At 66.4% G+C, this 19654-nt stretch carries 25 protein-coding genes and 1 riboswitch; of the genes, 17 read left to right on the forward strand and 8 right to left on the reverse strand.

From position 1 onward, the window contains the following. The first annotated feature begins 81 nt into the window (after positions 1-81). On the forward strand, positions 82-933 hold the full coding sequence (locus tag DQ353_RS01435; RefSeq protein WP_113761009.1) for a cytochrome: 852 nt from the start codon (positions 82-84) through the stop codon (positions 931-933). A gap of 134 nt (positions 934-1067) precedes the next feature. On the opposite strand, the gene DQ353_RS01440 is transcribed toward DQ353_RS01435, so the two are convergent. Continuing rightward, positions 1068-1490: a hypothetical protein gene (locus tag DQ353_RS01440; protein WP_113761010.1), complete on the reverse strand. Its 423-nt coding sequence runs from the start codon at positions 1488-1490 to the stop codon at positions 1068-1070. 657 nt (positions 1491-2147) lie between these two features. Between DQ353_RS01440 and def the strand changes: the two genes are divergently transcribed. From def to ribH, 9 genes are all read left to right on the forward strand, one after another. Then, positions 2148-2723, forward strand: a complete 576-nt coding sequence (def, locus tag DQ353_RS01450; RefSeq protein ID WP_113761012.1) for a peptide deformylase — start codon at positions 2148-2150, stop codon at positions 2721-2723. Then, on the forward strand, positions 2720-3658 hold the full coding sequence (gene fmt, locus DQ353_RS01455) for a methionyl-tRNA formyltransferase (RefSeq protein WP_113761013.1): 939 nt from the start codon (positions 2720-2722) through the stop codon (positions 3656-3658). The genes def and fmt overlap by 4 nt, the downstream gene beginning before the upstream one ends. After that, a complete protein-coding gene (locus tag DQ353_RS01460; protein ID WP_113761014.1) occupies positions 3655-5208 on the forward strand; it encodes an RsmB/NOP family class I SAM-dependent RNA methyltransferase in 1554 nt (517 codons plus the stop codon). Before fmt ends, DQ353_RS01460 begins: the two co-directional genes overlap by 4 nt. A 63-nt stretch (positions 5209-5271) precedes the next feature. Further along, on the forward strand, positions 5272-5943 hold the full coding sequence (rpe, locus tag DQ353_RS01465) for a ribulose-phosphate 3-epimerase (RefSeq protein ID WP_113761015.1): 672 nt from the start codon (positions 5272-5274) through the stop codon (positions 5941-5943). 21 nt (positions 5944-5964) lie between these two features. Beyond that, positions 5965-6109, forward strand: a riboswitch (FMN riboswitch). 155 nt (positions 6110-6264) lie between these two features. Continuing rightward, positions 6265-6966 carry a nicotinamide riboside transporter PnuC gene (gene pnuC, locus DQ353_RS01470; RefSeq protein ID WP_113761016.1) on the forward strand — a complete coding sequence of 234 codons (702 nt, stop codon included), beginning with the start codon at positions 6265-6267 and terminating at the stop codon, positions 6964-6966. Beyond that, positions 6966-8018 carry a bifunctional diaminohydroxyphosphoribosylaminopyrimidine deaminase/5-amino-6-(5-phosphoribosylamino)uracil reductase RibD gene (gene ribD / locus DQ353_RS01475; RefSeq protein WP_113761017.1) on the forward strand — a complete coding sequence of 351 codons (1053 nt, stop codon included), beginning with the start codon at positions 6966-6968 and terminating at the stop codon, positions 8016-8018. The genes pnuC and ribD overlap by 1 nt, the downstream gene beginning before the upstream one ends. Positions 8019-8029: 11 nt before the next feature. Next, positions 8030-8662, forward strand: coding sequence for a riboflavin synthase (locus tag DQ353_RS01480; protein WP_113761018.1), 633 nt, complete (start codon positions 8030-8032; stop codon positions 8660-8662). Then, positions 8659-9942 (forward strand): 3,4-dihydroxy-2-butanone-4-phosphate synthase, encoded by a 1284-nt coding sequence (ribB, locus tag DQ353_RS01485; RefSeq protein WP_113761019.1) that lies wholly within the window; start codon positions 8659-8661, stop codon positions 9940-9942. Before DQ353_RS01480 ends, ribB begins: the two co-directional genes overlap by 4 nt. After that, positions 9939-10421: a 6,7-dimethyl-8-ribityllumazine synthase gene (gene ribH, locus DQ353_RS01490; protein ID WP_113761020.1), complete on the forward strand. Its 483-nt coding sequence runs from the start codon at positions 9939-9941 to the stop codon at positions 10419-10421. The genes ribB and ribH overlap by 4 nt, the downstream gene beginning before the upstream one ends. A 158-nt stretch (positions 10422-10579) precedes the next feature. On the opposite strand, the gene DQ353_RS21935 is transcribed toward ribH, so the two are convergent. The 4 genes from DQ353_RS21935 to DQ353_RS01500 form a co-directional block, all read right to left on the reverse strand. Continuing rightward, positions 10580-10750 (reverse strand): hypothetical protein, encoded by a 171-nt coding sequence (locus DQ353_RS21935; RefSeq protein WP_220093947.1) that lies wholly within the window; start codon positions 10748-10750, stop codon positions 10580-10582. A 5-nt stretch (positions 10751-10755) separates the two neighbouring features. Beyond that, the gene (locus DQ353_RS21940) at positions 10756-11118 is read right to left on the reverse strand and encodes an FAD-dependent oxidoreductase (protein ID WP_286166542.1); all 363 of its coding nucleotides are present in this window, start codon (positions 11116-11118) and stop codon (positions 10756-10758) included. Next, positions 11019-11669 carry an FAD-dependent oxidoreductase gene (locus DQ353_RS21945; protein WP_220093949.1) on the reverse strand — a complete coding sequence of 217 codons (651 nt, stop codon included), beginning with the start codon at positions 11667-11669 and terminating at the stop codon, positions 11019-11021. Before DQ353_RS21945 ends, DQ353_RS21940 begins: the two co-directional genes overlap by 100 nt. A 178-nt stretch (positions 11670-11847) precedes the next feature. Continuing rightward, positions 11848-12519 carry a VOC family protein gene (locus DQ353_RS01500; RefSeq protein WP_113761021.1) on the reverse strand — a complete coding sequence of 224 codons (672 nt, stop codon included), beginning with the start codon at positions 12517-12519 and terminating at the stop codon, positions 11848-11850. A 363-nt stretch (positions 12520-12882) separates the two neighbouring features. Here DQ353_RS01500 and soxR point away from each other — a divergent pair, with 363 nt between their 5' ends. Then, positions 12883-13368, forward strand: coding sequence for a redox-sensitive transcriptional activator SoxR (soxR, locus tag DQ353_RS01505; RefSeq protein WP_113761232.1), 486 nt, complete (start codon positions 12883-12885; stop codon positions 13366-13368). Positions 13369-13499: 131 nt separating this feature from the next. Further along, positions 13500-14072: an ATP-binding protein gene (locus DQ353_RS01510; protein ID WP_146755170.1), complete on the forward strand. Its 573-nt coding sequence runs from the start codon at positions 13500-13502 to the stop codon at positions 14070-14072. Positions 14073-14312: 240 nt separating this feature from the next. Here the strand turns inward: DQ353_RS01510 and DQ353_RS01515 are convergent, their stop codons facing one another. Continuing rightward, positions 14313-15029: a TRM11 family SAM-dependent methyltransferase gene (locus tag DQ353_RS01515; protein ID WP_286166543.1), complete on the reverse strand. Its 717-nt coding sequence runs from the start codon at positions 15027-15029 to the stop codon at positions 14313-14315. Positions 15030-15121: 92 nt separating this feature from the next. Here DQ353_RS01515 and DQ353_RS01520 point away from each other — a divergent pair, with 92 nt between their 5' ends. After that, positions 15122-15373, forward strand: coding sequence for a hypothetical protein (locus DQ353_RS01520; protein ID WP_113761023.1), 252 nt, complete (start codon positions 15122-15124; stop codon positions 15371-15373). 34 nt (positions 15374-15407) lie between these two features. On the opposite strand, the gene DQ353_RS01525 is transcribed toward DQ353_RS01520, so the two are convergent. Then, positions 15408-15827: an HIT family protein gene (locus DQ353_RS01525; protein ID WP_181578195.1), complete on the reverse strand. Its 420-nt coding sequence runs from the start codon at positions 15825-15827 to the stop codon at positions 15408-15410. A 154-nt stretch (positions 15828-15981) separates the two neighbouring features. Here DQ353_RS01525 and DQ353_RS01530 point away from each other — a divergent pair, with 154 nt between their 5' ends. The 4 genes from DQ353_RS01530 (at position 15982) to DQ353_RS01545 (ending at position 18788) form a co-directional block, all read left to right on the forward strand. Beyond that, entirely contained in the window at positions 15982-16245 is a 264-nt protein-coding gene (locus DQ353_RS01530) for a phosphoribosyl-ATP diphosphatase (protein WP_071213339.1), read from the forward strand. A 109-nt stretch (positions 16246-16354) separates the two neighbouring features. Beyond that, positions 16355-17203, forward strand: a complete 849-nt coding sequence (gene hisG, locus DQ353_RS01535; protein ID WP_113761025.1) for an ATP phosphoribosyltransferase — start codon at positions 16355-16357, stop codon at positions 17201-17203. Positions 17204-17272: 69 nt separating this feature from the next. Next, entirely contained in the window at positions 17273-18043 is a 771-nt protein-coding gene (hisF, locus tag DQ353_RS01540) for an imidazole glycerol phosphate synthase subunit HisF (protein WP_113761026.1), read from the forward strand. Next, on the forward strand, positions 18018-18788 hold the full coding sequence (locus DQ353_RS01545; RefSeq protein WP_113761027.1) for a GNAT family N-acetyltransferase: 771 nt from the start codon (positions 18018-18020) through the stop codon (positions 18786-18788). The genes hisF and DQ353_RS01545 overlap by 26 nt, the downstream gene beginning before the upstream one ends. Before the next feature lie 104 nt (positions 18789-18892). Here DQ353_RS01545 and DQ353_RS01550 read toward each other — a convergent pair whose 3' ends face one another. Continuing rightward, the gene (locus DQ353_RS01550; RefSeq protein ID WP_113761234.1) at positions 18893-19462 is read right to left on the reverse strand and encodes a TetR/AcrR family transcriptional regulator; all 570 of its coding nucleotides are present in this window, start codon (positions 19460-19462) and stop codon (positions 18893-18895) included. Positions 19463-19654 lie beyond the last annotated feature (192 nt).

Consider the following 19654-nt stretch of genomic DNA (forward strand, 5'->3'; position numbering starts at 1 on the left):
CTTGTGATCCCGGGGTTTCGGACTGGCCCGGAAAAGCCGCCAAGGGACAAAACGTCGCCGGAACGTGGAAAAATCTTCCTTATGACTTCTCCAGCGCTGGCCCAGCAAACGGATTTTGGGCGCATGTATGCCAGAAAAATCGGCGAACTTCCGGAGGTTCCCTCCATCACCACCGTCATCGGGCAGGAAAAAATGAGCCTGGATGGTTGGATAGGTCACATGGCCGCCACCGCCGTGGTGCAAGACCCCCGACTGGGGGAAGCCGTCGGGAATCCGGCCAAGCTCAAGGCCCTGGCACGCCAGGCCTCCAATGCCGCCGCCGACTACCGGGACGGTGCCGCGGCCCGCGGCGACCGCGTGCACCAGTACTGCGAACAAATAGCCCTGCGGGCCATGGGCAAGCCGCACCAGGCAGCCCAGGCCCGCGAGGCGCTGGCCGCGAACAACGAGGAGCCCTTCGCCGGCCGCTTCGACGAATGGTGGGACACCTACCAGGTGCAGCCACTGGCCGCGGAAGTCACCGTGTGGAACTCCAATGTCGGGTACGCCGGAACCCTGGACCTGGTCGCCACCATCGGCGGGCGGCTGTGCCTGATCGACTACAAGACGCGGGGCACCGGCCGGGACGGGCGGGTCAAGTCGCTGGATCCGAAGGTCATCATGCAGCTGGCGGCCGGAGCCAAGGCCGAGGAAATGGTCGTTGACCCCGCCGCCGGAACCTGGGAACCGTGGAAATACTCACAAGACCCCATGCTCCTGGGCGTGGCCATCGGCCAGACCGAGGTGCAGACGGTGATGGCCAATCCGGAGGTCCTGCCCGCGTACTGGTCGAAGTTCTGGTCCTTGCGACAGGTCTGGGAAGCCACCCAAAAAGTCAGCAAGGCCGGGATCGCGCTGCACGAGGTGGGCCCGCCCCCGCCGCTTGCGCAGTAGCCCTGTCGGTGAATAGCCCATGCCTGATGGTGTGGGTTTCCGCCCGCGCCTTCGCCGGTGGGATCGACAAGGCGGTGGGCGCCCGATCGGCGGAGACCACGGTGTTGTCTGACGAGGCCAATTCCGTGCCCCGATCACTGCCGTGAAATCGATCTTGCGGTGCAGGCGCTCCTTGAGTTTCCCGACCAGGGCGCGTTGACGGTGATGTGTTTGCCGTTGATCCGGGTGGGCTTGAGGTCCCGCGACTGGGGGATGTCGATGCCCGTTTTCGCATGGCGCTTTTTGAATCTAGGGGCCTGGGCGGGGTGCCCGGAACCCCGGCAGATCTTCCGCGCCTGGAAGTGGTTTTTCCACACCGACTGGGCCGCTTGGGCCGGGAGGTCGGCAAACCAGGTGTACTCCCCGTCCTTGCGGATATTCGTGATTTCCCGGGTGTACCGGTCAAGCCCGAAGCGGAAGCCGTTGGCCTCCCAGGAAGCGTGCACGAGGTTCCACAGGGCGCGGGCGGCATGGCCCTGGCATACCAGCACAGCGTCCTGCCAGGGTGTGGGATACACCCGGAAGCGGTAATTTCTTCTGCCGGATTCCATGCCTCCACGTTCCCCGGGAGGCGGCCGGCCGACACGGACCGTGGAAACCTCCTCACCGGGTACGGAACCGGGACCCGCGGAGCACCCCCGTGTTCCCCGTGACCCGTTCCGGCTGCGTCGCCGGTTCTTCGACCAGGCGATGCCGGGCACAGGCCACCGGGCCACGGAACAGGCCCGTGCGGGCCTCGATGCCAAACAGGTGGGATCCAACGGCCAACACGACCACGTGCACATGCTGGCAAACGTTCCGCCCGCCAGGGAACCGGCCGTCCCTGCCGGTTCCCCAGGGGGCCGGGCAGGAACCTGCGCCGCAACACCACCACGAGTCTCCAGCACTTCCTGCGGGGCAGGCATTTCCGGCCATGCCCCAATCCTTGTGGGGCATTCGGCGGCCCGGCGCAGACCCTGTCGGGCGGCAAATCCAAGGCCAGCAATCCCCGAAGGCGTAACGAGGGATTGGTAGTTGGTTCGCCAATCACCCATACACCTGAAGGGACTAACACCCACCCTTCGGTAGACTGTTCAGCGGGGGACCGCCGCGCACCTTTTGGATTCGGTCGCGCACGCCCCAACCATCCACAGCACATTGCCGGAACCCCGCCGGCCGAAGGGAGATGCGACCGCATGGCCGTCTTAGGCATTCGCATTGTTGGCGACCCGATCCTCAGGACCCGCGCAGACGAGGTCACCGAATTCGGGCCGGAGCTGCGCAAGCTCGTCGCGGACATGGACGAAACCATGGAAAACGTTGAAGGTGCCGGCCTCGCCGCACCCCAGGTCGGCGTCTCGCTGCGGGTATTCACGTACCAGATCGCAGGAGAACGCGGGCACCTGATCAACCCGGTGCTCGAACTCGGCGAGGACTACCAGGACGACGTGACCGAGGGCTGCCTGTCCATCCCGGGCCTGGGCTACCCGGTGCGTCGGCGCCAATGGACCCGGGCCACCGGGGTCGACGTGGACGGAAACCCCGTGGTCGTGGAGGGCGAGGGATTCCTGGCCCGCTGCCTGCAGCACGAGACCGACCACCTGGACGGGATCCTGTACATCGACCGGCTTGAGGGCGAGCTGAAAAAGGACGCCTTCCGCAAGCTTCGCGATTCCAGCTACAACCAGGTCGCGGCAAGCACCGTGACCAAGCGCAGCTCTGCCCTGGGCTCCAGCTTCGGCGCCGGTGCAAGTTTCGGGAACCAATCATGAGGGTCCTGTTCGCCGGCACCCCGCAGGTCGCCGTGGTCTCCCTTGACCAGCTGGTGAACGACGGCTTCGACGTCGTGGCCGTGCTTACCCGCGAGGACGCCCCGGTGGGGCGCAAGCGCGTGATGACCCCGTCCCCGGTCGCGGCCCGCGCCGCGGAGCTGGGCATCGAGATCATCCACGCCAACCGCATTGACGAGACAACCCAGCAGCGCATCGCCGCGCTGGAGACCGACATCGCCGCGATCGTGGCCTACGGCGGGCTGGTTCCCGAAAAGGCACTGGGCATTCCCCGCCTGGGCTGGATCAACCTGCACTTCTCGTTGCTCCCTGCCTGGCGCGGAGCCGCCCCGGTGCAGTACTCGATCATGGCCGGGGACGACATCACCGGCGCTGTGACCTTCCAGCTGGAAAAGGGCCTGGACACCGGCCCGGTCTTCGGCACGTTGACCGAGGCCATCGACCCGGCCGATACCGCCGGCGACCTGCTTGGCAGGCTCGCGGTCTCCGGATCGGTGCTGCTGTCCCAGACGCTCTCGGGCCTGGACACCGGTGCCGTGGTGGGCGTGCCGCAGCAGGGCGAATCCAGCTACGCGCACAAGCTCACCCTGGTTGACGGCAAGATCGACTGGAGCGCCCCGGCGCTGGTGATCCGCCGGCGTATCAACGGCGCCACCCCCGATCCCGGCGCCTGGACCGAGATGGACGGGCAGCGGTTCAAGATCGGCCCGGTCTCCCCGGCCACCGACATTGATTCCCTGTCACCCGGCCAGGTGCAGATCACCGGCGGCAAGCAGCCGCGCGTCGTGGTGGGCACCGGCTCGCACGGAGTGGAACTGGCCCTGGTGCAACCACCGGGCAAGAAAATGATGAATGCAGCAGATTGGGCGCGAGGGATTCTCGCGTCCGGAACCGTGGATGAGGTGAAATTCGCATGAGCGAATTCGGGCAGGGACGTTCCGACCGTCCGCGACGCAACGAAACCAACCGCGGCGGTGGCCAGGAACGCCGCGACGACGCCGGCCGCACCCGCAACCGCGGGGGAACCGGGCCACGCAAGTTCAGCGCCTCCGCGCCCTCGACCCGCAACCGCCGCGCCGACCAGGCCCGGCTGACCGCTTTCGAGGTGCTGCGCGCCGTGGCCGAAAACGACGCCTACGCCAACCTGGTGCTCCCGGCCCGGATCCGCGAGCACCACCTGGACCGCCGCGACGCCGGATTCGCCACCGAACTGACCTACGGCGCGCTGCGCGGACAGGGCCTGTACGACGCGATCCTGGCCCGCTGCGTCGACCGCCCGCTGGATGAGCTGGACCCCGCCGTGCTGGACGCGCTGCGCCTGGGGGCCCACCAGCTGCTGGCCATGCGGGTTCCCAACCACGCGGCCCTGGACGAGACGGTGTCGCTTGCCCGCATGGTCATCGGCGCCGGCGCCTCCGGCCTGATCAACGCGGTGCTGCGCAAGGTTTCGCTCAAGGACCTGGAAACCTGGAGCGAGGAGCTGGTCGCCGGGATCACCGACGAAAACGCCGCCGCCGCACTGGTCCACTCGCACCCCGAATGGATCGTGCGGGCGCTGCGCCAGGCGCTGGTCGCCCACGGGCGCGACGCCGCCGAGATCACCGAGCTGCTTGTCGCCGACAACCTGGCGCCCGTGGTGAACCTGGTGGCCCTGCCCGGCATCGGCTCGCTGGACGAGGCACTGGACGCCGGTGCGGAACCCGGAACCCTGGTGGCCGATTCGGCCTACTACCAGGGCGGGGACATTGCCCGGCTGGGCTCCGTGCGCGAAGGAAGCACCCGCGTGCAGGACGCAGGCTCCCAGTTGGTCGCCCGCGCCCTGGCGCAGGTTCCGCTGCCGGAGGGCGGGGAAGACACCTACTGGTTGGACTTGTGCGCCGGCCCCGGCGGCAAGGCCGCCCTGCTGGCCGCCCTGGCCGCCGGACACGGAGCGAAGCTCACCGCCAACGAACCGGCCCAGCACCGAGCCGAACTGGTCTCCAAGGCCCTGGTGGCCATCGACCCCGACACCTGGATGATCTCGGTCCGTGACGGACGGGAATACGGCGAGGCCGAGTACTCCGGCGGATACGACAGGGTCATGGTCGATGCGCCGTGCTCGGGCCTGGGCGCGCTGCGCCGCCGCCCTGAATCGCGTTGGCGCAAGACCCCGAAGGACGTTGCCGAACTCACCGTCCTGCAGGGCGAGCTGCTCGATGCGGCGCTTTCCGCCGTGCGCGTGGGCGGGGTGGTCGCGTACGTGACCTGTTCGCCGCACCCCGCCGAGACCGTGGCCGTTGTCGATGACCTGCTGTCCCGGAACAAGCACGCGAAGCTGCTGGACACCGGGGCTGCACTCGAATCCGCCGCGTTGCCGGGCTTGGCCTCCGCGGCCCGTCCCGTGGGCGAGGGCAGCACCATCCAGCTGTGGCCGCACATCCACCGCACCGATGCCATGTTCATGGCGTTGTTCACCCGCACCGCCTAGACACCCGGCGCACATCCGTGCGGCGCACATCCGCCGCGCCCCAGACAGGAGCCACAAAAGCACATGCGTACCTGCCAGATCAACCCGTCGATCCTCTCCGCGGACTTCACAAACCTGGAGCGCGAACTCACCCGGATCCACACGGCCGATGCGGTGCACGTCGATGTCATGGACAACCACTTCGTGCCCAACCTGACCATCGGCCTGCCGGTGGTGGCGCGGTTGAACGAGGTCAGCGAGTTGCCGCTGGATGTGCACCTGATGATCAGCGACGTGGACCGGTGGGGACCGGGCTACGCCGAGGCCGGTGCGGCCTCGGTGACCTTCCACGCGGAGGCCTCCGCCGCACCGGTGAAGCTGGCCCGGGACCTGCGGGCCGCCGGTTCGCGCGCCGCCATGGCGCTGCGCCCGGCCACTGCCATCGAGCCGTACCTGGACATGCTCCCGGAGCTGGACATGGTGCTGCTGATGACGGTGGAGCCGGGGTTCGGCGGCCAGGCGTTCCTGGACCTGGTCCTGCCCAAGATCCGTCGGGCGCGCAAGGCCATCGACGGCACCGGGCTGCCGATCGCCCTGCAGGTCGACGGCGGGGTCACCCGCGAAACGATCCTGCGTGCCGCGGAGGCCGGGGCCGATGTCTTCGTGGCCGGCTCCTCGGTGTACGGGACGGCGGATCCCGCCGAGGCAGTGGTCACATTACGAAACCTCGCAGCCGCCACACCGGTTTCCATGTAATACTAAGAGCTACAACTACACAACGTGCTCCGGGGTCGGTGTAAGTCCGAACCGGCGGTTATAGTCCGCGACCCAAGCCACAAGATCCCTGAGGGGATCCCACGGCCTGGTTGAACTGGTGAAATTCCGGTACCGACAGTTAAAGTCTGGATGGGAGAAGCACGTACACGCAAAACCTGCGCCCTCGTTGGTGCGCAAGGGCAGGACCAGGGAAACCCCAAGGTTTCCCGAGGAACCCACAGCCCTTGCCCAACGGCTCGGCCATGAAGGTGGAACCGTCGTATAGAACCCCCGGAGCCATCGCGGCTTGACAGGAGGACGATGGATTTTCTGCGGTGGCTCATTGAAGCTTTCAATTCTTACATCACGGTGGGCAGCAGCGCGCTGCTTGTCCGCGAAGTGGTGGGCAACGTCTTCGGGCTTGCCTCCGCCTTGGGCGGCATCCGCCGCAAGGTCTGGGCCTGGCCGGTGGGCATCATCGGCAACATCCTGCTGCTGACGGTATTCCTTGGCAGCATCTTCGGCCACGACCAGACGGCAAACCTGCTGGGCCAGGCCGGACGCCAAATCATGTTCATCGCCGTGTCCTTCTATGGCTGGCAGCGCTGGAAGTCGAGCCGGGAATCCGGCGGCAGCGCCGTCATCCCGCGCTGGGCCACCGGCACCGAACGCATATCCCTGGCCGTGGTCATGGTCGTCGGCACAGTCGCGCTGACCCCCGTTTTCGGGACCCTGGGATCCTACGAACCGGTGTGGGCGGATGCCTGGACCTTCGTCGGATCGCTCCTGGCCACCTATGGCATGGCCAAGGGACTGGTCGAGTTCTGGCTGATCTGGGTCATCGTCGACGTGGTCGGCGTCCCGCTGCTCTTCAGCGCCGGATACTACGCCAGTGCCTTCATGTACCTGTTCTACGGCTGCTTCACGCTGGTCGGGTTCTTCATCTGGTGGAAGGCCAAGAACGACTCCAAGCCCGGCATCGAGACCGAAATGCCCGATCCCAGGGTGAAGGTGAATCCCTGATGGAAACCCCACGCGCAACCGCAGCCATGCGGCTTTCCCTGGAATTGGCCCGCCGCGGCACCCGAGGCGCAAACCCGCTGGTCGGCGCCGTCATCGTCGATGCCGAAGGCACAATCCTGGCCACCGGCCACCACCGGGGCGCAGGCACCCCGCACGCCGAGGCCGACGCACTGAACCGCCTGGGCCCCATCGAACCGGCCGCGGCACGAGCCGCCACCATGGTCGTGACGCTCGAGCCCTGCAACCACACCGGCCGCACCGGGCCCTGCTCGCGGGCCATCATCGATGCCGGCATTGGCAACGTCATCTTCGCCGTCACCGACGGCGGCACGGACTCCGGCGGGGGAGCGGCGACGCTGCGCGCGGCCGGGGTGGAGGTCAGCCAGGGGCTGCTGGAAGCGGAAGCCACCGAGCTGAACCACCGCTGGTTCGCCGCCCGGGCCGCACAACGACCCTTCACCACCTTGCACCTGGCCCAGACACTGGACGGACGGATCGCCGCGGCGGACGGCACCAGCCAATGGATCACCTCCCCGCGCTCCCTGCTGCACGCCCACGAGGTCCGCGCCCGCGTCGGAGCCATCGTGGTGGGCACCGGAACCGTGTTTGCCGACAACCCACGGCTCAACGCCCGCAACGAACACGGCGAGCCCTTCGAGCACCAGCCCCGGCGCATCGTCATGGGCCTGCGAGACATCCCCGCCGACGCGGCCCTGAAGGCCGACGGGAACTGGGAACAGGTCCGCACCCGCGACCCGCACCAGGTCCTGGCGCTGGTTGCCTCCCGCGGAATCGACCACGTGCTGCTCGAAGGCGGGGCCTCGATCGCCACCGCATTCCTGGCCGCAGACCTGGTCGATGAGATCTTCCTCTACCAGGCACCCATCTTCCTGGGCGCGGGCCGCGGCTCCGTCGGGGAGCTGGGCATTGCGACCCTCTCGGCCGCCCGGGCCTTCCGCCTCGATCCCGTCGACGGCGAGGCCGTGCGCATCCTGGGCCCCGACACCCTCACCCACCTTGAACCCATGCCAACGGGCACCGGCACACTCTAAGGAACCAACACATGTTCACCGGAATCATCAGCGGCATGGGCCGCATCGAGGCCATGGAATCCTCCCCGGAAACCGACTCGGTCATCCTGCGCATCACCGCGCCGAACCACACCGAGAACCTGGAACTGGGCGGGTCCATCGCCGTCAACGGCGTCTGCCTGACCGCCACCTCCATCAGCGGGGACACCCTGTCCCTGGATGTCATGGGCGAGACCCTGCGCCACACCACCATCGGCGCCCTGGCGGCGGGCGAGGGCATCAACCTGGAACGCTGCGTGCAGGCCGGCGGGCGGCTGGACGGCCACGTCGTCCAGGGCCACGTCGACGGCGTCGGGCAGCTGCTCGAGCACGAGTCGCTCGGGGCCTGGGACCGCTTCCGCTTCTCCATCCCCTTCGAATTGGCCCGGTACGTGGCCAAAAAGGGTTCCATCGCGATCGACGGCATCTCGCTGACCGTCACCGAGGTCTCGGCCGCCAGCGAGAAGGAGCAGTGGTTCGAGGTCGGGATCATCCCCACCACCCTGCGCGAAACCACCCTGGGCCAACGCGTGCCCGGTTCCTCGGTCAACCTCGAGGTAGACGTCATGGCCAAGTACGCAGAGCGCTTGGCATCCTTCAACACCCCCGAAAGCAGCGCATCATGAGCATCGATCCCATTCGCCTGGATTCCATCGACGCGGCCATCAGTGCCATGGCCGCCGGCCAGGCCGTCGTGGTGGTCGACGACGCCGACCGCGAGAACGAGGGCGACATCATCTTCGCCGCCGAGTTCGCAACCCCCGAGCTGATGGGCTGGACCATCCGCCACTCCTCGGGCGTGGTGTGCACCCCGATGACCGGTGAACGCGCCGACGCCCTGGGCCTGCCTCCCATGGTGGAAAACAACCAGGACGCCAAGGGCACCGCCTACACCGTCTCCTGCGACGCCGCCCACGGCACCTCCACCGGCATCAGCGCAGCCGACCGGGCATTGACCTCCCGCATCCTGGCCGACCCGGCCTCCGGCCCCGAGCTGATCAACCGCCCCGGCCACATCTTCCCGCTGCGCGCGGTCGACGGCGGGGTGCTGGTGCGCCGCGGCCACACCGAGGCCAGCGTCGACTTGTGCAAGGCAGCCGGCCTGGAGCCGGTCGGGGTCATCGCCGAGCTGGTGCACGACGACGGATCCATGATGCGCCTGCCGGCCCTGCGCGAGTTCGCGGACTTGTGGAACATCCCGCTGGTCAGCATCGAGGACCTGGCCGCCTGGCGCGCCGCCTCCGACGCCGAGCCGGCCGTGGGCACCAGCGCCGCGGCCGTGCAGGGCGGGCCCGAGGTGCGGGTACCGACCCCGCACGGGGAATTCATGGTCCGTGCCTGGCGCGAACGAAGCAGCGGCATCGAGCACCTCTCGCTCAGCGCCACGGGGCCCGACGGAACCATGGCGCGCGAGCCGCTGGTGCGCGTGCACTCCGAATGCCTGACCGGGGACGTCTTCGGCTCCTACCGCTGCGATTGCGGCGAACAGCTCGAAGCGGGCCTGGCGGCCATCAACGAATACGGCGGGGTGCTGGTCTACCTGCGCGGGCACGAGGGCCGCGGCATCGGGCTGGCCAACAAGATCCGCGCCTATGCGCTGCAGGACGGCGGTGCCAACACCGTGGCCGCCAACGAGCAGCTGGGCCTGCCGGTCGACGCCCGGAACTACGACGCCGCCGCGGCGATCCTCCACGCGCTGTCCATCCAACGCATCCGGTTGATCACCAACAACCCGTTGAAGGAAGAATGGCTGGAGCAGGCGGGAATCGCCGTCACCGAGCGCGTCCCCACCCGGGTGGCGGCACGGCCCGAAAACCTTGAGTACCTGCGCACCAAGCAAAATTTGATGAACCATTCATTGCAATTGCCAACCACCGAAAACACCAACCCAGGAGTGAAATCATGAGCGGACACGGAGCACCCCTCGTCGGAGCCGACGAACTGGCGGCAGCGGGGGAGGCCGGCATGCGCGCGGTCATCGTCGCGGCCAGCTGGCACACCCAGATCATGGACGGACTGGTTGACGGGGCGCTGCGCGCCGCCGCCGACGCCGGGATCAAGACCCCCGAGGTCATCCGCGTGCCGGGCACCTTCGAACTCCCGGTGGCCGCTTCGCGCCTGGCCCACTCCTACGACACCGTCATCGCGCTGGGCGTCGTCATCCGTGGCGGCACCCCGCACTTCGACTTCGTCTGCCAGGGTGCCACCATGGGCCTGACCGACGTGTCCGTGCGCACCGGGGTCCCGGTCGGCTTCGGCGTGCTGACCTGCGACACCGAGGAGCAGGCCATCGCCCGTGCGGGCCTGGAGGGCTCCGTGGAGGACAAGGGCTACGAGGCCATGAGCGCCGGCCTGCAGACCGCCTTGGTGTTGACCCGGCGCTAAGGCAGACAGTTTGGCACCGCCGCCCGCTCCACCGGCACCCGCATAGCGGGAACAGCGCCGCCGGGGGCGCGGGCGTCGTCGTGTCCGGGGCACGGGGCATCCCGGAAGGCCCTTTCCCCGCCGAGCCAGCGGCGCAGGGGCGAGGTCCCGTAGTCCGACTACTCGTTCGCGATTTCTTCGCTTGGCGCATCGTGGCTGCCATAGGGCCTGGCTCCGGCGGCAATGGTGATGTTCAGGCGGGCCGCACGATGCGGGCCGAAGGCGACGTAGCACACGCCGTTGCCGTCGTAGCCGGGGAGTACCGGCCGAGCGGTTGATGCGCGCGGCAATCGCGTCAACCACCACGGCACCCTGCCCCTCGGCGAAGATCCCGGCCTTGGGGGGTGCCGACGCTGGTGACATCCCCGATGGCAAAGACCTCCGGGTAGGAGGTTGGGAGGGTCAGCGGATCCACGGGGATCCAGCCCCCGAGGGCCATTCCGGATTCGGCAACCACCTTCGGGACCACGTGCCTGGGCACCCCGGGGAACAGGTCGAAGGGCATGGCGGTGCCGTCGTCCAGCACCAGTTCCCCGCCCGCCGGGTCCAGCCGTTCGATCACCTTCCGGGGATGCCACGCGATGCCGCGCTCGGCAACGGCCTCGAGCAGCGCCTCGGAGGCCGCCGGCACCGGCGGCACGGGAGTGCGCAGCGGCATGACCAGGGCGATTTCGGAGCGTTCCCGCAATCCCCGGGAGACCAGCGGTCATGCACCAGGAATGCCGTTTTGCTGGGTGCCGGCGGGCACTTGAACGGTGTCGAGGTGACAGCGATGACCGCCTGGCCGCCGTCGAAGTCGTTCAGTGCCTCCCGCGCGGCCAGGGCGCCCGCGACACTGTAGTACTCATTGCCGCACTCCAGAAGCCCGGGTGTCGCGGACGGGTCGAGGTCCGCGCCCAGGGCCACCACCAGGTAATCCGCCTCGCAGGTACCTGAATCCGTCTCCACGGACTTGGCCGCCGGGTCGATGGACAGGATGGTGGCGCGCACATGCTTCACCCCGGGCTTGTCGAGCTGGCTGCAGGGATGGCTGGCCTCGGCCAGGGTGGGCCTGCCGAACATGACAGCGAGCTTGGAGAAGCCGAACATGAAGTGCCCGTTGCGGTCGATGAGCATGACCTCGATGCCGGCACCGAAACGTTCCGAGAGCCCCGCCGCCACCTCGAGCCCGCCGAAGCCGGTACCCAGCACCAAGACCTGCGTGGACATGGGACCAACTCCATCTGTCAGGTGACGAGCTATCTTCGACGGTATGGCCGCCCGGTGGCGTGGTCAAGGCACGGGTTTACCGAGTCGAAGGAACTCGCCCGACCCAAGGCATGGATCATTCGCTCAAGTCCATTCGGCTCGGCCTCGCTCCGCGGGACACGCCCCATGGGCGGAAGTGCTATTGGCTGACTACCGAGATTCCCGAGCCGAGCTCGACCCGGGCTTTCCCCGCCGGCGATTCGATCTGGACTCTGAGGGGCCCGCGGGCAGGCAGAGACACCTTGTTCGGAAACCAGAGCCGGTTCCGTTGCACAACGACCAGGAGCCCCTCATGGCTGCCCATGGAGGCGAAGGTGCTGGAGCAATCGTAAAAGATGGGGATGGCCAACCTCTCGGACAGCATGGCCACGGTGTCCAGCACGTCCTCGACGCCGATCCCGACTTCACTGATGGACAACATCTGCGGATTTTCGCCCTTGCCGGTCATCGTGGCGGCATCGGCGTCGCGTGCGATGAACTCCAGGATGATGCCTTCGGGTCCCAGGAAATACAGCGAACGGGAATTCCATCCATCCGAACCGAGGATGACCTCAGAGCCGCCCGCCTGGAGCAGCGGGACGCGACGGGCCAACCATTCGTGGGCCAAGTCAAACTCCGCCGGCAGGATTCCGAAGGCCAGGTGGTGGACACCGTCAAGAATATCCCCGGCACCCAGCATCAGGCGGCTTGGGCCAATGGCAACCTCCGCGCCAGTTGGAGTCGTTTTGACCGGTAACAGCAGGACGTCGCGGTAGAACCGCACCGCTTTGACGAGGTCATGGACGGTGATGGAGACGCTGGGGATTTTCATTCTTTGGATGCCTTCTCTGGGAGGTGGATGCCACGGGACGCATTCGGGTCAGATGATTCTCGAGCCACGGCTTCCGGCCAAGAGCATCCGGGGTGATTCGTGTGGCCGCGGGATGCTCGCGCTTCGCTTTGGGTTTCCTGTCTCGCGGAGCTGTTTCCCCAGGAGCCGCAACCTCCGGCGTTGTTCACGGGCGGAGATTGCCAGCTGCCCCGAATCTTGTTCCGGGTTCCCGGCAGAGGCGGCTTCGCGTGCGTTGTTGATCAATGTGGCCGTCATGGGTTTCCTCGTGTTCGTGGGCGTAGGCACCATGGAACCAGCTAAAGCTAGCTTGAGGTCAAGCCGGTGGTGTGCAAGCATGGGCGCATGACCCCCGCCACGCCCAGGAGCCTATTGCCCATCGGTGAAATTGCGAGCAGGGCGGGTCTGTCGGTACCCGCCGTGAGGTATTACGAGTCCCGAAACCTCGTCACCTCTGAACGAACCGCCGGCAACAAGCGAGTCTTTCGCCGCTACACCCTGCGACGGCTAGCCGTCATTGCCGCCGGGCAGCGAGTGGGCCTCACCCTGGCTGAGATTGCCGAAGCGCTGGCCGAGCTCCCCTCGGACAAGGCCCCGACCCAGGACGATTGGCATCAGCTCAGCACGCATTGGACGCTGCTGGTGGCACAAAGAATCCGCCAACTGGAAAAACTCCAGGGATCACTCGATGACTGCATCGGCTGCGGTTGCCTCTCCCTCAAGAAGTGCCACCTCTTCAATCCCCAAGACGAGGCGGCATCCGAAGGCCCGGGTTCGCGGTGGGTTCGCAGGAGTCTGGAAACCAACGACGCAGAGGAAATCCACGGCTGAACGCCGCCCGCTGCTGGAACGGCCATGACGATTCCAGGTGGATGGCGACTCGAAGGAGATTCGTCGTGCGGCCTGCCCGAACCCAGCCATTTATCGCGGCAGCGAAGCCAACTGTGTGTGAGAATCTTCCCATGTCCAATGAACCAGGAATCTGGCAGAACACCACACATGCCCGGGCAATGGAAGTCGACGTCGGCCGCCTTGGGGGAATCCGGCGCGACCCGACATTCAATTCACGCAACCGGGACTTGCACTTGGTCCCTGAGGTTCTGGCCTATCCGGCCGACGAAGCCACGGATCAAGGTGAGGGCTCCGCACTGATGACGTTGCATCCGGACGGTTCGATTTCCGTGGCTGACAACGGGCGAGGAACCGGCACCCGGAAGGATGCTCATGGCCGCACCGTCAGGAAGCCGGTCATGGCCACGAAGGATCTCAGGTTCTTTGATTCCGCTGACGCGCCGTTACTGCCCGACGGGCAGCCTCGCCGAGGCATGTCCGTGGTTGCAGCCTTGAGCAGATGGCTGGTCCACACCAATCGGCACACGCACGGTTCATGGACCCGGCGCTACGAACGGGGCCTCCCCGTGACGGACTTGATCCCGTTGGCGGACAACGGAACGACCGGAACAACGGTGCACTTCCTATCCGGTCCACCCTGCGCGCCCGCGCCGAGATATTGGTATCCGAGCTCGAAACCTTGAGCGAGGCCCTTGCTCCTGTTCTCTCCGTTGAGGTTCGAGATTGTCGATCTTGAATGCACGACCGTCAACGGCCGACCCGACGACACCGTGCGCCGAGGAGCATTTCTCGGACGGTGGCTCGCTCTCGGCGTCGAGCTGAATAGGTACCAGCCTTTGCCGATCCGCGACGCCGGCGTCCGGCCATGATTGCGTCAGGATTGCACGAGGGCCCGGAGCCGAGCTGGAGAGCGCCTGGTGTGACTACATCTGCCGTGCAACGGCAGGCCGCTGGAAAACCAGCAAGGCGTCGGCGACCAAGTCGTGGGGGTATCGATCCCAGAGAATCTCGGTGGTGCCCACGAGGGCGAGGTGCTGCCCAAGCGCGCGTTTGCAGTCGCGAATCAGGTGGGTGGTGAGGTCCATGTGGTGGATGTCGGCAAGGTTCCACACCACGAAGCCGCCGGGCACAACCAACCGGGCGCATTGGGCTGCAACGAGTCCGAGCTCGGCCAGGTAGCGGTCGTAGTCGCCGTCGTTTTCCACGTACGCGGTCAGCGGGTCGGGCTCGTGGTTTTCCGCCGTCATGTACGGGGGAGACGCGACGATGAGGTTGATGTCTGCGTCGGGCAGGGTCGACTCGGCGCCGCGGACGAGCCGCAGCAGTTCCCTGGCGTCGCCCTCGATGATGTGGGCGTTGGGCAGCCGTTCATGCAGGTAGTCCACGCGCTCGGGCAGCAGTTCGATGCCCAGTGCTTCCCGCCCCAGTGCGATTGCCCGTACGAGGGTGGTGCCAAAGCCTGCGAACGGATCGAAGACCAGATCGCCGGGTTTGCTGCACCGCTCAATGATGTGGTCCACGATTGCGGCGACCATGTGCACATCTTCGTCGGCACCCTGCGGGCGTTCGGCCACGAACGTGTCATGCGTTGCGACAAGTTGCGAATCCAGCGGCGAGGTTCTGGGAATGCTCTCGATCAATTCTTTTCCAAGTCCTTCATCATGCGAAGTGTACCCTTCGGGGAGCATTCATCGACATTGCACGGGGCCCTCGACGGGTTCATGCTGGAGTCATGGGATTCCCCATGGCGTCGCAGAACCTGCCAAAACCATTGGCCTACGCCCTTCTGGGCGCCATCTGGTGTGGTCTGCCGGGCGGAGTGGTCGGCTTGCTCGTCGGACTGAGCGTCTATCCACCCACGGCTTGGTTCGCCGTGCTTGAAATCGGCATCCCTGCGGCGCTGCTGGGCTTTGTCGCAGGAATGCTCGTGGGCGCGGCGATGCTTGTCGTGGACAGGGGACATGGCGCCAAGCCAAGCCACTGAACCGGATCGCCGCCGGAACGTCTCGCCGCGATTCCTACCGGCCGGGGCGCAGCAACCGGGCAGTGGCGGCCAGCTCGTCCGCAGTGGGCCTGGCTGCAGGTGGCTCGGCGAATCCGAACCCATCGTTCTCCACGCGCGGAATGACATGCAGATGCGCGTGAAGCACCGATTGCTCGGCAACTTCACCGTTGGACATCAACAGGTTGATGCCTTCGCATGGCAACGTGGAATCGCGCAGGGAATCGGCAACGCGGCGAGCGAGATCGAACATCGCCGCGGATGTTGCCGCATCCAAGCCGTGGATGTCGCGCACATGCTCCCGGGGAACCACCAGGGTGTGGCCGGCGTTGACGGGTGCCGCGTCAAGGAACGCAACGCAACGCGCATTCGATGCCACCACGTGCCCCTCGGCGTTGCCGGAGGCAATCTCGCAAAAAACACATTCCTCATCCATGAACGTGAGCATAGTCCGTGGTCAAGTACCGGATCGAGGCACCAGCGCGTGTCCCGGGTCGTGGCCGCGTCATGTTGGCCGGAAGCGGGGAGTCCTTCGTCACAATGGGGGCACGGTTGTGAATGCTTCCAACGGGCCAAGATATCCTGACCATGTGAAAACTTTTGACACCCTCTTCGCCGAACTCTCCGAGAAGGCCAAGACCCGCCCTGAAGGTTCGCGTACCATCGCCGAACTGGATTCCGGCGTACATGGCATCGGAAAGAAGGTCGTGGAGGAAGCCGCCGAAGTGTGGATGGCTGCCGAATACGAATCCGACGAGGCCGCCGCCGAAGAAATCTCCCAGCTGCTCTATCACCTGCAGGTGATGATGATCGCCAAGGGCCTGACTCTGCAGGACGTTTACAAGCATCTCTAGCCGCCGCATTCGGGAGACATTCCATTCCCGTGCCGCGGCGGCCAACAAACACCCATTTGTTGTCCTCATGCCGTAACACCTCCCCAGAGCCTGAAACGAGAAACGCACCATGCTGCGAGTAGCACTTCCCAACAAGGGAGCCCTGTCCGAAATCGCCTCGACCATGTTGTTGGAGGCCGGATACGTCCAGCGCCGCGACAACCGCGAACTGGTCATGGTCGACCCCGACAACGACGTGGAGTTCTTCTACCTCCGCCCCCGTGACATCGCCGTGTACGTCGGCGGCGGCATCCTCGATGTCGGAATCACCGGACGTGACCTGTACCTCGACGCCGAGGTCAACGACCACGTCGACGAGGTCCTGCCGCTGGGCATCGGCAACGCCGCCTTCCGCTTCGCCGGCCCCGCCGGTTCCTTCACGCACCAGAACGAGCTCAACGGCAAGCGCATTGCCACCAGCTACGACGCCCTGCTGCGCAGCTACCTTCTCGAGAACAACATCGACGCCTCGGTGGTCCGCCTCGACGGCGCCGTGGAGTCCTCGGTCCGCCTGGGCGTGGCCGACGCCATCGCAGACGTGGTGGAAACCGGAAACACGCTCAAGGCCGCAGGCATGGAGGTCTTCGGGGACCCCATCCTGAAGTCCGAAGCCGTGCTCATCGGCCGCACCGGCCGCACCCCGGCCGGCCTGGACGTGCTCAAGCGCCGGCTCACCGGTGTGCTGGTGGCCCGCCGCTACGTCATGCTCGACTACGACGTGCGCCGGGACCTGGTCGACGAGGCCACCCGGCTGACCCCGGGCCTGGAATCCCCGACGGTTTCCCCGCTGCAGGACTCGGACTGGGTCGCCGTGCGCGCCATGGTCAAGAAGAGCCACACCAACAACATCATGGATGAGCTGTACAACATCGGCGCCCGCGCCATTCTTGTCACCAACATCCACGCCTGCCGCATCTAGCAAGGCACCCAAGCGCAGTACCCCTCGAAGAACACCGCTCTTCACTACTTTTCCAGGAGTTGATCCTTCATGACTGTTGCGATCCGTGTGATCCCATGCCTCGACGTGGACAACGGCCGAGTCGTCAAGGGAGTGAACTTCGAGGGGCTGCGCGATGCCGGCGACCCGGTGGAACTGGCCAAGCGCTACAACGCCGCGGGTGCCGACGAGATCACCTTCCTCGACGTCACAGCCTCCTCGGGCAACCGCGAAACCACCTATGACGTGGTCGCCAAGACCGCCGAGGAAATCTTCATCCCGCTGACCGTCGGCGGCGGCGTGCGCGCCGTCGAGGACGTTGACCGGCTGCTGCGTGCCGGGGCCGACAAGGCCTCGATCAACACCGCGGCCGTCGACCGCCCCGAGGTCATCAACGAAATCACCCAGCGCTTTGGTTCCCAGGTGCTGGTGCTCTCCCTTGATGCCCGCCGCACCGACAACCCGGACGTCGCCTCGGGCTTCGAGGTGACCACCCACGGTGGGCGCACCGGAACCGGTCGTTGCGCCGTGGCCTGGGCCAAGGAAGCCGCGGAGCGCGGTGTGGGAGAAATCCTGCTGAACTCGATCGACGCCGACGGCACCAAGGACGGCTTCGACCTGGAAATGATCCGCGCGGTGCGTGCGGAAGTCACCGTTCCGCTGATCGCCTCCGGCGGTGCCGGCGGACCCGAGCACTTCCCGCCGGCCATTGCCGCTGGCGCGGATGCGGTGCTTGCCGCCTCCATCTTCCACTTCGGGCCTGATGACATGATCAAGCAGGTCAAGGACGCCATCCGTGAAGCCGGTTTCCCGGTTCGCTGACCCGGTGTTCCTGGACGAAACCATCTCCAGGGGCTGGCAGGCACTGACGGAAGAACTCGTTGACGGCTGGAACTGCCGGTTTTCCGGTGGCGTGACCAAGCGCGCCAACTCGGTGCTGCCGCTGGAAGAACCGCGCGACGTTGCCGCGGCGATCTCCGGGGTCGAGGACCGCTATGCCGGCAAGGGCCTGCCCGCGGTTTTCCAGATCAGCCCGGACTCCTTGCCGACGGATCTCGATGCACTGCTGGCCGAACGTGGCTACCTGCTGGATTCGCCCACCCTGGTCCAATACCTGGCACTCGGCGAGGTCGTCGTGGCGGAAGCCGCAGCGCAGGACCCGAGGATCCGGCTGTCGGAGGGGCCAAGCGAGTGGTGGCTTGCGACCTTCTGGAGCGTCGAAGGCTCGCACTCACCGGAGCAGCAAGCCATCAGCCGGCGGATCCTGGCCCGCACGCCATCGGTCTATGCATCCTTGGTCGTTGAAGGACACATCGAAGCCGTTGCCCGGCTTGCGCTGGTCGGGAACCTGGGTGGGATCTACTCGGTGGCCACCCGGGAGGAATCCCGATCCCGCGGGCATGGCCGTGCAGTGGTCAGGGCCCTGCTTGCCGAGGCCGCGCAACGGAACCTCGAGGGGCTGTGGCTGCAGGTCGTCGAATCGAACGAGCTGGCCCGCGGGCTTTATGAATCCATGGGCTTCGAAACCGTCTCCCGCTACCACTACCGCCTGGCGTCCCGGCCCTGACCGGCACACGGTCCTGGCACGGGATGCGGGGTCCTGAATTCAGGATTTCCGCTGATTGGGCCGCGGATTCCTCGCGGGGCCCGGACGAAAGGGCGGTCCCCGGGTCAGCCGTGCGCCGGCAGGATCGCTTCAAACCCGCGCTCGAGCGCGGCACGTGCCGCAACGGTGTCAAGCTGGTTGGACAGCCAACGGCTGGAAAGCCCCTCGACCAATGAGGTCAGCAGCAGTGCGGTGTCTTGGCATTGCCCGGTAGGGCCTCCTGTGTGCCCCTTGACCAGCTCGGCAACGTGGGACTGCCATGCTGCGGTGGAAGCGGCCAGGTGCGTGGCCAATGGTGGCTCGAAAACGGCGATGGCCCTGATCTCGTTCCACACGATTGATTTGGCGCGCACCGACTCGTCATCCTGGATCTCGGCCAGCAGCAACTCGCGCAGCACGGCATGGGAATCGTTCCCGCCGGGCGCCGGTTCCCCACGCATGGCCACCGAATCCGTGTTGACATACTCCAGCGTCGCAGCCAGCAGGCCGTCGCGATCGGTGAAGTGGTAGTACACCAGTCCGGTGGAGATGCCCGCCTGCTTGCAGACGTCCTGCACGCGCATGCCGCGGACTCCGTCACGGGCGATGCAGATGCTGCAGGCCTCGAGGATTCGTTGTTGCGTGTCGTTGGCCATGACCGGTGCCATGCCTTTCGTTTGCCGGAGAACTTGATGATTGCCGGGATTGGCAGCCTTGGGGGGCTTCCCTGTACCGTGGATCACACGCTATCTTTAACTGAACATCCAGTCAATTTTCGAATGCTCCTCCTCGCCGGGCCGCCGGTGCGCCGCCTTCCCGGTGCGGGAGCGCTTCCACTGAGGGGAATC

Origin of the sequence: Arthrobacter sp. AQ5-05 (assembly GCF_003287975.1) — a bacterium.
Taxonomy (GTDB): Bacteria; Actinomycetota; Actinomycetes; order Actinomycetales; family Micrococcaceae; genus Paeniglutamicibacter.